This is a genomic window from Burkholderia sp. Cy-637 (assembly GCF_011753175.1).
Taxonomy (GTDB): domain Bacteria; phylum Pseudomonadota; class Gammaproteobacteria; order Burkholderiales; family Burkholderiaceae; genus Burkholderia; species Burkholderia gladioli.
This window is the reverse complement of the sequence record NZ_VWWC01000102.1, coordinates 13965-27191: the sequence shown is the minus strand read 5'-3', so window position 1 is coordinate 27191 and position 13227 is coordinate 13965. Positions and strand designations below refer to the sequence as shown.

1 protein-coding gene is annotated in these 13227 nt (G+C 67.2%); it reads right to left on the bottom strand.

The window, feature by feature from the left end; genetic code table 11:
- A partial coding sequence (locus F3J10_RS23390; RefSeq protein ID WP_167243103.1) for a non-ribosomal peptide synthetase occupies positions 1-13216 on the bottom strand: 13216 nt, incomplete at its 3' end.
- Between the last annotated feature and the right edge of the window lie 11 nt (positions 13217-13227).

Here is a 13227-nt window from a genome sequence, read left to right as displayed (position 1 = left end):
CGGCTCCGGCCTTGAGGATGGCCAGCAGGCCGACGATCATGCCGACACCACGCTCCACGCAGATCGCGACGCGATCGTCCTTGCTCACGCCCGCCGCGATCAGCCGATGCGCCAGGCGATTCGCCCGCGCATTGAGTTCCCCGTAGCTCAGGCGCTCGCTCTCGAACTCGACCGCGATCACCTCCGGCATGAGCGCGGCCTGCGCCTCGAAGCAGCCATGCAGCGTGCCCTCCTGCACATGACTGGCTTCGTCGAGATTCCAGATGGTCCGCAATTGCGCCTGCTCGTTCGCGGGCAGCCAGGCCAGATCCCGCATCGGCGTGCCGGGCGCCTGCTCCAGCGCGTCCACCAGGCTTTCGAGCCCTCGATGGACATAAGCGGCCAGACGCGTCGCGTCATAAGGCTCGATCACCTGAGCCGTCAGGCGGAAACCGTCGCCGAGATCGTCGACGTTCAGCGAGCACGGATAATTGGTGCGCTCCTCGCTGTCGAGCACCTCGATGCCCTGCCAGCCGGGCGTGGCAGAAGCATCCGGCTCGGCGCTGTGCCGATAGTTCAGCAGAGCGCTGAACAGCGGCAATGGCGCCGCCACCCCGCTGCAACGTTGCGCCGAAACCAGTGAGGCATGCTCGTGCGCCACCAGGTCGGCGACGCTGCGATGCGTGCGCAGCACTGCCTCGTTCACCCCCACCTCGCCCAGGCCGACCCGCACCGGCAAGGTATTGATAAACAGGCCGAGCGCCTGCTCGACACCTTCGCCGCCCTGCCAGCGGCCCATCAGCACCGTGCCGAACACCACATCCTCGCGGCCGGCCAGCTTGCCGACCACATGCCCCCAGGCGAGATGGAACAGGCTCGCCACGCTCACGCCGAGCCGGCGCGCCTGGGCACGCAGCCGCGTGGAGAGTTCGGGCGCAAGCTGCCGCTGCGAAGTCAGCGTCGCGATGCCCCGCCGGTCCGCTTCGCCGTTGATCTCGGAAAGCCCATAAGGCAGGGTCGGCTCGTCCACGTCGCCGAGCATGGTGCGGAAGAAGGCTTCGCTGCGGCCTTCTCGGGCCGCTTGTCGTGCCTGCGCCACGTAGTGGCGGAAAGGCGCGGCCGGCGGCAAAGGCGCATGGCGGTCGTCCAGTAGCGCCATGACCTCGGCCAGCATGACTTCGAGGCCGGTGTGGTCGAGTGCGATGTGGTGGAACATCAGTGCCATCACCCAGCGCTCGTTGCGCGCGTCCCGGGCGTAATGCACGGCCATCGGCGGTGCCTGGCGCAGATCGAGGCGAAGGTGGCGCGGGTCGAGGCGCTGCTGCAACTGGCTCGCCACGTCGCCCGAATCGGCATCGATCGCCAGTTCGGTGGCAGGCAGCGTCGCTTCGCGCCAGACCACCTGGACGGGATCACGCAGACCGTCCCAGGCGATGCTGGTGCGCAGCGTGTCGTGACGCGCGATCACGGCCTGCAGGGCTTCGATGAAACGCCCGAGTCGCTCGCGGCTGTCGAAGGCCAGACGCAGTTGCAGCAGATAGGCGTCGCCTTCCTGCTGCGCGAGATGGTGATAGAGCATCCCCTCTTGCAGCGGCGCGAGCGGGTAGATGTCCTGGATGTTGGCGGCACCGCCCGGCACTTGCGCGACGATGGCGTCGATCTCGTGTTGGTCCAGTTCGACCAGGCCCAGCATCGAGGGGGCGATGTGCCTTGCGTCGCGTGGAATCGCGTTCAGTGGGACAGCCGCTTCGGGCGATACGCGTTCTTCTTGCGCGTGGGCCAAGGCCGCCACGGTCGGCTGGCTGAACAGCACGCGAACGTCGGCACGCATGCCGGCCTGGCGCATGCGCTCGATCAGCGTCACCGCCAGCAGCGAATGGCCGCCCAGTTCGAAGAAATTGTCGTGACGGCCGACTCGCTCGCAGCCGAGCACGTCCTGCCAGATCGTCGCCAGTTCGCTTTCCAGCGCGCCTTCGGGGGCTGCGTAGTCGCGGCGTGCATAGGCCGATTCGTCAGGCGCGGGCAAGGCGCGGCGGTCGATCTTGCCGTTTGGCGTCAACGGCAGTATGTCCAATGCCACATAGGCGGCCGGGATCATGTACTCCGGCAGCGTCGTCAACAGATGCGTGCGCAACTGCTCGCTTGTGACCGGTGCCTGCGCGGCATGCAGCGTGTAATACGCCACTAGTTGCTTGTCGCCGGCGCTGTTCGGCAACGCCAGCACCACCGCCTCGTGTATCGCCTCGTGCGAAGCCAGTCGTGCCGCGATTTCGCCCAACTCAATACGGAAACCGCGAATCTTCACCTGGTCGTCGTTTCGACCCAGGTACTCGATATTGCCGTCGAGAAGGTAGCGAGCAAGATCGCCCGTGCGATACATCCTCGCGCCAGGTTCATCGCTGAATCGGTCCTCAATGAAGCGCTCGGCGGTCAGCTCCGGGCGATTCAGGTAACCCCGCGCCACACCCGCGCCGCCGATGTACAACTCGCCTGTTACGCCCGGCGGCACAGGTTGTCCGTGCTCGTCGAGGATGTAGGTGCTCGTATTGCCGATCGGGCGACCGATTGGCACGGAATGGGCTTCCGTGGCTACGGCTTCGATTCGATAGGTCGTCGCGAACGTCGTCGTTTCGGTCGGCCCATAACCGTTCAGCAGGTTCCGTGGCGCGCCATCACGCAACACGCCCGCCATCACCTTCGGATCGAGCGCATCGCCGCCGGTAATCAGGTAACGCAAGCCGGCGAACTGCTTGGCCAGCGGCTTCGCATATTGGTTGAACAGACCCACCGTCAACCACAGCACGCTGACTTGTTCGCGCTCCAGCGCCTCGGCAAAGCGTGCCGGCGCCAGCAGCGTCGCCCGGTCGATCACGACCAACCGGCCCCCGTTGAGCAAGGGCGCCCAGATTTCAAAGGTCGCCGCGTCGAACGCCGTGTTCGCGGCAAACGCCACGCGATCGTCGGCGCCGATGTCGGCATAGCCGTTCTTGATCACCAGCCTGGCAATCGACCGATGCTCGACCATCACGCCCTTTGGCGTGCCCGTCGAGCCCGAGGTGTAGATCACATAAGCCAGGCTGCGAGAATCCAACCCGGCAACAACCGGATCGTGATCCGGAAAATCCTGTGTCGCCGCGTCCGAAGGATCCAGCACCGGCAATTCGCCCGTATCCAGACGATCGCGCAAATCAGCTTGCAGCAGCACCGCCACCGGCGCGCTATCCTCGAGCATGAAGCGCAGCCGCTCTTCCGGATAATCCGGATCGAGCGGCACATAGGCGCCCCCCGCCTTGAGAATCGCCAGGAACCCCGCCACCGCCGCCGCGCTGCGCTCGACGCAGATGGCGACGTGATCTCCAGCACGCACGCCAAGCCCGATCAACTGATGCGCCAGACGATTCGCACGAGCATTCAGCTCGCCATAGCTGACCGAAACGCCACCCTCCACCACCACAACCGCTTCCGGATGCGCGGCAACCTGTTGCTCGAACAACTCATGAACGCGGCTCTCGCCCGGATAATCCGTCCTCGTCGCATTCCACTGCACCAGCAGGCGTTCCCGCTCGGCCGGAGCCAGGATATCGACGCGATCCAGCGGCTGATTCGTGTCTGCCGCCATCGCGCGCAGCAGCGACAACAGATAACCCGCGAATCTCCCGGCGGTCTCGCGCTCGAACAAGGCGCTGGCGTAGCCGAGCATCCCGGTGATGCCGCCGTCCTGCTCGAACAGGTTCAGTTCGACATCGAACTTGACCGTGTCGTAGTCGGGATCGATCGGCGTAACCTGCAGGCCCGGCAGTTGCCAATCCGCCACTTCGTTGTTCTGCCAGGCGAAGATCGCCTGGAACAGCGGCGTATGCGCGAGGCTGCGCTGCGGGTTGAGCAGTTCCACCACCTGCTCGAACGGCAGGTCCTGATGATCCTGTGCCGCCAGGGCCGCTTGGCGCGCACGCGCCAGCAAGGTGGCCGTATCCGGCTCGCCCGACAGATCCAGGCGCAATGCCAGCGTATTGACGAAGAAGCCGATCAAGGGCTCGGTTTCCTGCCGCGTGCGGCTCGCGCTCGGCGAACCGATCACGACCTCCTCCTGGCCCGACAGGCGTGAAAGCACCGCGCTCCAGGCCGCCAGAACGATCATGTACAGCGTCGCGCCGTGGCGTTCGCCAAGGCGGCGCAAATCCTCGGTCAGCGCCACGTCGATCCGGATCGGCACGTGCGCGCCTTCGAACGATTGACGTTCCGGCCGTGGCCGATCGGTCGGCAGGTCCAGCAGCACCGGCGCGCCGGCCAGCGCGTTGCGCCAGTAATCGGCTTGCCGGTGCAGACGCTCGCCGGCCAGCCATTCGCGTTGCCATGCCGCGTAGTCGGGGTACTGGATCGCCAGCGGCGGCAGCGTGTTGCCGCGACCTTCGCGGAACGATGCATAGAGTTCACCCAGCTCGCGACACAGCACGGCAAGCGACCAGCCATCGGCGACGATATGGTGCTGCGTCAGCAGGAACACATGTTCCTCGTCCGCGAGCCTGACGAGGCGACCACGAATCAGCGGGCCTTCGGCCAGGTCGAACGGCGCACGCGCCTCCTCGCCCTCGATACGTGCCAGCTCGGCTTCGGCATCAACGCTCGCGCGCAGGTCGTGGTGCTGCACCGGCAAGCCGGCATCCGGCGCCAGCAGACGCACCTTCAACTCGCCCTCGACACTGACGAACACCGAACGCAGCGCCTCGTGGCGCGCGAACAGGACATCGAGTGCACGCTGCCAGGCGCCCATATCGAGCGCGCCCGCAAGACGAAGCGCCAGCGACACGTGATAACTGACGCTGACGTCCTCGATCTGCGCCAGGAACCACAGCCGCTGCTGGGCGAACGACGACGGCAGCAAACCATCGCGCGCGATCGGCACGATCGCCGGCAAGGCGCGTTGCTCTTCACGAAGCTGCCGCGCCACCACGGCGGCGAACGCCGCCATGCGCGGATGCGCAAACAGGCTGGCCAGCGACAGCTCGGCGCCAAGCGCCGCCACCCGGCTCATCAGCCGCATCGCCAGCAGCGAGTGCCCGCCCAGCGCGAAGAACGAATCGTGGCGGCCGACACGCTCGGCGCCGAGCAGTTCGCTCCAGATCGCCGCCACGGCGGTTTCGACCTCGCCTCGCGGCGCCTCGTAGGCTTCGCGCGCGAAAGCATCCTCGTCTGGCGCCGGCAGCGCGCGGCGGTCCAGCTTGCCATTGGGCGTCAGCGGGAAGGCATCCAGCGCGACGAACGCGGCCGGCACCATGTAATCAGGCAGGCGTGCAGACAGATGCGCGTGCAACTCACCGGCCAGCGAGGTAGAGGTTCCCCGCTCCTCGCCGCCGGCAGTCGCCACCACATAGGCGACCAGCTTTCGCTCGCTCGCCTCGCCGATCGCCAGCACGGCCGCTTCGCGCACGGCAGGATGCAGTGCCAGTTGAGCCTCGATCTCGCCCGGCTCGATCCGGAAGCCACGAATCTTCACCTGATGATCGTTACGACCCAGGTACACCAGGTTGCCGTCGGGCAGGAAGCGCGCCAGGTCGCCGGTGCGATACAGTCGGGCGCCCGGCTCCTCGCTGAACGGATCCTCGAGGAAGCGCTCGGCCGTCAGCTCGGGCCGCGCCAGATAGCCCCGCGCGACGCAGGCGCCACCGATATACAGCTCGCCCGCCACGCCGAACGGCACCGGCTGGCCGTGCGCATCGAGCAGATAGAGTCGCGTGTTGTCGATCGGCCGGCCGATCGGCGGCAGCGCCGGCCATGTCGACACATCGGCCGGCAGCGCATAGGCGGTCACCACGTGCGTTTCGGTCGGCCCGTAATGATTGTGCAGTCGGCAAGCCGTCTGCCCGGCGAACCAGGCGGCAATCGCCGGCGTGATGCGCAACTGCTCCCCCGCCACGATCACCTCGCGCAAGGCCTCGCGGGACGCCGCGGCGGCGTCGCCGTCCCGTGTCATGGTCTCCGCCAAGCCTTGCAAGGTCACGTAAGGCAGGTAGAGACGCTCGATCCGCTGCGCCTCCAGGTAGCGCGCCAACCTCGGCAGGTCGAGACGCAGATCCTGCCTGACCAGATGCAATTCGCCACCGGAACACAGCGTGCCGAAAATCTCCTGGAACGACACGTCGAAGCTGGGCGCGGCGAGCTGGAGCGTGCGCGCCCCGAACGCTGCACCGTCCGCGTGCTGGGCGATCTGCCAGCGAATCATGTTCACCAGCGCGCCGTGGCCCATCTCCACGCCCTTCGGAATGCCCGTCGAGCCCGAGGTGTAGATGACATAGGCCGCGGCATCGGCACGACGCTCCACGACGGGCGGCATGGCGGGCGCGTGCCCGGCCCCGCTCTCCAGCGACAGCAACAGGCACGGCGCCGGCGAAGCGGCAACGCGTGCCTGCGTGGCTGCCTCGGCCACGATCGCGGCCGGCGCGCAGTTGTCAAGCAGATAAGCGAGCCGCTCGGCAGGCTGGTCGGGATCGATCGGCACATAGGCCGCGCCGGCCTTCAGGATCGCGAGGATGCCGGCCACCGTCGCGGCGCCGCGTTCGACGCAGATCGCCACGCGTTGGCCGGGATACACGCCGAACTCGATCAAGCGATGCGCCAGGCGATTGGCATGCGCGTCGAGTTCGGCATAGCCGAGCCGGCCGCCCTCGTGCACCACCGCGACCGCGTCGGGGGTGAGAAGCACCTGTTGCTCGAACAGTTCGTGGACCGCGCTTTCGTGCGGGCGCGGCGTCGCCGTCGCGCTCCATTGGCCGAGCAGGCGCTCGCGTTCGTCCGGCGCGAGGATCTCGACGCGCTCCAGCGGCTGACGCGTATCGGCCGCCATCGCGCGCAGCAGCGACAGCAGGTAGCCGGCATGACGCGCGATCGTCTCGCGATCGAACAAGGCGGAGGCAAAACCGAGCGTTCCCCTCATGCCGCCTTCATGCTCGGACAGGTCGAGCAGCAGGTCGAACTTCGCGGTGTCGTAGTCAGGGGCGATCAGGGAAACGTCGAGTCCCGGCAAGCGCCATTCGCCGACCTCGTTGTTCTGCCAGGCGAACATCACCTGGAACAGCGGCGTATGCGCGAGGCTGCGCTGCGGGTTGAGCAGTTCCACCACCTGCTCGAACGGCAGGTCCTGATGATCCTGTGCCGCCAGGGCCGCTTGGCGCGCACGCGCCAGCAAAGCGGCCGTATCCGGCTCGCCCGACAGATCCAGGCGTAATGCCAGCGTATTGACGAAGAAGCCGATCAAGGGCTCGGTTTCCTGCCGCGTGCGGCTCGCGCTCGGCGATCCGATCACGACCTCCTCCTGGCCCGACAGGCGTGAAAGCACCGCGCTCCAGGCCGCCAGTACGATCATGTACAGCGTCGCGCCATGGCGTTCGCCAAGGCGGCGCAATTCATCTGTCAGCGCCGCGTCGATCCGGATCGGCACATGCGTGCCCTCGAACGATTGACGTTCCGGCCGTGGCCGATCGGTCGGCAGATCCAGCAGCACCGGCGCACCAGCCAGCGCGTTGCGCCAGTAATCGGCTTGGCGGTGCAGACGCTCGCCGGCCAGCCATTCGCGTTGCCATGCCGCGTAGTCGGGATACTGGATCGCCAGCGGCGGCAGCGTGTTGCCGCGACCTTCGCGGAACGATGCATAGAGTTCACCCAGCTCGCGACACAGCACGGCAAGCGACCAGCCATCGGCGACGATATGGTGCTGCGTCAGCAGGAACACATGTTCCTCGTCCGCGAGCCTGACGAGGCGGCCCCGAATCAGCGGGCCTTCGGCCAGGTCGAACGGCGCACGCGCCTCCTCGCCCTCGATACGTGCCAGCTCGGCTTCGGCATCGGCCGCCCCGCGCAGGTCATGATGCTGCACCGGCAGACTGCTATCGGCAGCCAGCAGGCGCACTTTCGGCTCGCCGTCGACGCTCGCGAATACCGAACGCAGCGCCTCGTGGCGCGCGAACAAGGCATCGAGCGCCTGCTGCCAGGCGCTCACATCGAGCACGCCGCCAAGGCGCAAGCCGATCGGGATGTGATAACTGGCGCTCAGGTTCTCGATCTGCGCGAGCAGCCACAGACGCTGCTGGGCAAACGACAGCGGCAGCAAGCCACCACGTTCGATCGGCGTGATGGCCGGCAAGGCCGGCTGGTCTTCCTTCAATTTCCCGGCCAGCAAGGCCGCGAAATCCGCCAGGCGCGGCTGCGCGAACAGGCTGGCCAGCGGCAGCTCGGCGCCAAGCGCAGCCACCCGGCTCATCAATCGCATCGCCAGCAGCGAGTGCCCGCCGAGCGCGAAGAACGAATCGTGACGACCGACGCGTTCCGCGCCGAGCAGCTCGCCCCAGATCGCCGCCACGGCGATTTCGACCTCGCCTCGCGGCGCCTCGTAGGCTTCGCGCGCGAAGGCATCCTCGTCGGGCGCCGGCAACGCACGGCGGTCAAGCTTGCCATTGGGCGTCAGCGGGAAGGCATCCAGCGCGACGAAGGCGGCCGGCACCATGTAGTCCGGCAAGCGTGCCGACAGATGCGCGCGCAACGAAACGGCCAATTGCCGATCGGCGTCATCGGCCAGCACATAGGCCACCAGCTTGCGCTCGCTCGCCTCGCCGATCGCCAGCACGGCCGCTTCACGCACGGCAGGATGCAGCACCAGTTGAGCCTCGATCTCGCCGGGCTCGATCCGGAAGCCGCGAATCTTCACCTGATGATCGTTACGACCCAGGTACACCAGGTTGCCGTCGGGCAGGAAGCGCGCCAGGTCGCCGGTGCGATACAGGCGGGCGCCCGGTTCGTCGCTGAACGGATCGTCGATGAAACGTTCGGCTGTCAGGTCGGGACGGTTCAGATACCCACGCGCCACCCCGACTCCGCCGATATACAGTTCGCCCACCGCGCCGAGCGGCACCGGCCGGCCGCGCGCATCGAGCAGATGAAGCCGCGTATTGGCCACCGGGGCGCCGATCGGCACCGCGCCGCCGTCGAAATCGGCCGGGCATCGCCAGGTGGTGGCGCAGACCGTGCATTCGGTCGGCCCATAGGCGTTGAACAAGGGTCCTCGAGACGCGAGCGAGCGCAGCAGCACCGGGCTCGGTGCCTCCCCGCCCAGGATCACGGTGGCGGGAACCGTCAGCGGCGGCAGGTCCTCGCCGTCCTGCAGCAAGGCCGGCGGCAGCACGACGTGGGTGATGGCCTGCCGCTCGAGATGCCGCCACAGCGCGTGACGGTCGTGCCGCACGTTGTCGGGCGCGAGATGCAGCGCGGCGCCGCCGCACAAGGTCATCGCGATCTCCCAGATGCTCGCGTCGAAACCGGGCGAGGCGAACTGCATCATGCGGCTGGTCGGCAGGATCCCGAAGCGAGCGATGTGCGCGCGGGTCAGGTTGACCAGACCGCGATGCTCGACCATCACGCCCTTGGGCTGGCCGGTCGAGCCCGAGGTGTAGATCACGTAGGCGAGGTGGCGCGAGTGCAGGCCAGCCACGACAGGAGCGAGCCCGGACGCCTCCGGCACCAGGTTCGGGTCGAGCACCGTGCGCGAGACCAGCGCCGCTTCGCCGAGCGCGGCGCGGCCTGCCGCATCGGCCAGCACGAAGGCGGGTTCGGCGTCGGCCAGGATGTAGGCGAGCCGCTCGCCGGCATAGGCCGGATCGAGCGGCAGGTAGGCCGCGCCGGCCTTCAGGATCGCGAGCAGGCCGACGATCATCGCCGGCGTGCGCGCGACGCAGTTCGCCACCCGATCGTCGGGCTGCACGCCCAGTTCGATCAGGCGATGCGCGAGCCGGTTGGCGCGCATGTCGAGTTCGCGATAGCTCAGGATCTCGTCTTGATGCACGACGGCGATCGCATCCGGCGTGAGCCGCGCCTGTTCCTCGAACAAGGCGTGGATGCATTGCCGATGCGGGAAATCCGTGTCGGTGGCGTTCCAGCCGCGCAGCAAGTCCCGCTCGGCGCCGGGCACGATATCGAGGTCGCACGCCGGGGTGGCCGGCGCGCGATCCAGCGCATGCGCCAGGGCATCGAGCGCCCGGTCGAGGTAGCCGGCCACGCGGGCGGCTTCCACCCGCAGATCGGCCTGCACGACCAGGTCGAAACCATTGCCGAGATCGTCGATCGACAGCGTCAGCGGGTAGTTGGTGCGCTCCTCCTCGTGCATCATCGCCACGCCATGCTCGACGCGGCTGCCCGTGCCGGCCGCGCCGGCGCTCGAATGCCGGTAGTTCAGCAAGGCGCTGAACAGCGGATGCGGCGCCGCCACGCCGCTGCAGCGCTGCGCCAGCGCCAGCGAGGCGTGCTCGTGATGCAGCAGGCCGGCGAGCGCCTGGTGCGTGTCGCGCACGCTGTCGACGACGCTCGTGTCGTGCAGGCGGATGCGCACCGGCAAGGTGTTGATGAACAGGCCGAGCACGCGGTCGGCGCCCTCGCCGGCCTGCATGCGGCCGAACAGGACCGTGCCGAACACCACGTCCTCGCGCCCCGACAAACGCCCCAGCACCTGCGCCCAGGCGAGGTGGAACAGGCTCGCCAAGCTCACGCCGAGCCGCCGTGCCTGCGCGCGCAGTTGCTCGCCGAGCACCGGAGCCAGCGCATGGCGCACCTCGGCGATGCCGTTGCCGTCGCCTTGAACGTCGGCCAGCCCGTAAGGCAGCGTCGGTTCGTCCAGGTCGCCGAGACGTTCGCGGAAATAAGCCTCGTGCTCGGCCTGGCTCACGCCGAGTCGTGCCTGCGCCACCAGGTTGCGGAACGGCAACGGCGCCGGCAGCGCCTCGCGGTGCCCACCCAGGATCGCCATGATTTCGTGGCGCACCTGCTCGAGTGCCGTGTGATCCATCATCAGGTGATGGAAGACCCATTGCACCTGCCACTGATCTTGGACGTCGTCGCGCGCGATATGCAGGCGCATCATCGGCGCCTCGCGAACATCGAGCCGATAGCGGCGCGGATCGACGCGCGCCGCCAGTTGCGCGGCTATCGCGCCGTCGTCGGGCGACAGCGCGAGTTCCTCGATCGGCAAGACAGCTTCGCGCAGGACCACTTGCACGGGCTCGCGCAAGTGGTCCCACAATACCGCCGTGCGCAGGATATCGTGGCGGGCGATCACCTCGCGCAGGGCCGCGATGAAGCCGTCGAGCCGCTCGCGCGTGTCGATGGTGAGCGCCGCCGTCAGGACGTAAGGGTCGCTGGCGGCGCCGTTCATGTGGTGGTACAGGATGCCTTCCTGCAAGGGCGCGAGCGGATAGATGTCCTGGATGTTGGCGGCGCCGCCCGGCACTCGAGCGACGATGGCGTCGATCTCTTGCTGGTCCAGCTCGATCAGGCTCAGCATCGAGGGATCGAGGTGCCGTGCGTCGTGCGGGATGACGTTCGGCGGAACCTCCACGGCTGCCGAGGCGCGTTCATCCTGTGCAGCGGCCAGTGCGGCGATCGTCGGCTGGCTGAACAGCACGCGAACTTCCGCCGATATGCCGGCCTGGCGCATCCGCTCGATCAGCGTCACCGCCAGCAGCGAATGGCCGCCCAGTTCGAAGAAATTGTCGTGACGGCCGACTCGCTCGCAGCCGAGCACGTCCTGCCAGATCGCCGCCAGTTCGGTTTCCAACGCGTCTTCGGGGGCTGCGTAGTCGCGGCGCGCATAGGCCGATTCGTCAGGCGCAGGTAAGGCGCGGCGGTCGATCTTGCCGTTTGGCGTCAACGGCAGTATGTCCAATGCCACGTAGGCGGCCGGGATCATGTATTCAGGCAGCGTCGCAATCAGATGCGTGCGCAACTGCTCGCTTGTGACCGGTGCCTGGGCGTCATGTAGCGTGTAATACGCCACTAGTTGCTTGTCGCCGACGCTGTTCGGCAACGCCAGCACCACCGCCTCGCGTATCGCCTCGTGCGAAGCCAGTCGCGCCGAGATTTCGCCCAACTCAATACGGAAACCGCGAATCTTCACCTGGTCGTCGTTTCGACCGAGGTATTCGATATTGCCGTCCGGCAGATACCGAGCAAGATCGCCCGTGCGATACATCCTGGCGCCGGGTTCATCGCTGAATCGGTCCTCAATGAAGCGCTCGGCGGTCAGCTCCGGGCGATTCAGGTAACCCCGCGCCACACCCGCGCCGCCGATGTACAACTCGCCTGTTACGCCCGGCGGCACAGGTTGTCCGTGCTCGTCGAGGATGTAGGTGCTCGTATTGCCGATCGGGCGACCGATTGGCACGGAATGGGCTTCCGTGGCTACGGCTTCGATTCGATAGGTCGTCGCGAACGTCGTCGTTTCGGTCGGCCCATAACCGTTCAGCAGGTTCCGTGGCGCGCCATCACGCAACACGCCCGCCATCACCTTCGGATCGAGCGCATCGCCGCCGGTAATCAGGTAACGCAAGCCGGCGAACTGCTTGGCCAGCGGCTTCGCATATTGGTTGAACAGACCCACCGTCAACCACAGCACGCTGACTTGTTCGCGCTCCAGCGCCTCGGCAAAGCGTGCCGGCGCCAGCAGCGTCGCCCGGTCGATCACGACCAACCGGCCCCCGTTGAGCAAGGGCGCCCAGATTTCAAAGGTCGCCGCATCGAACGCCGTGTTCGCGGCAAACGCCACGCGATCGTCGGCGCCGATGTCGGCATAGCCGTTCGCGATCACCAGCCTGGCAATCGACCGATGCTCGACCATCACGCCCTTCGGCGTGCCCGTCGAGCCCGAGGTGTAGATCACATAAGCCAGGCTGCGAGAATCCAACCCGGCAACAACCGGATCGTGATCCGGCAAATCCTGTGCCGCCTCGGCCGAAGGATCCAGCACCGGCAATTCGCCCGTATCCAGACGATCGCGCAAATCAGCTTGCAGCAGCACCGCCACCGGCGCGCTGTCCTCCAGCATGAAGCGCAGCCGCTCTTCCGGGTAATCCGGATCGAGCGGCACATAGGCGCCGCCCGCCTTGAGAATCGCCAGGAACCCCGCCACCGCCGCCGCGCTGCGCTCGACGCAGATGGCGACGTGATCTCCAGCACGCACGCCAAGCCCGATCAGCCGATGCGCCAGACGATTCGCACGAGCATTCAGCTCGCCGTAGCTGACCGAAACGCCACCCTCCACCACCGCAACCGCTTCCGGATGCGCGGCAACCCGCTGCTCGAACAACTCATGAACGCGGCTCTCGCCCGGATAATCCGTCGCCGTTGCATTCCACTGCGCCAGCAGTTGCGCTTGTTCGGCCGTCAGCGGATGGCTATCGCCTTGCGGGACAATCTTGTTCACAACACACTCCT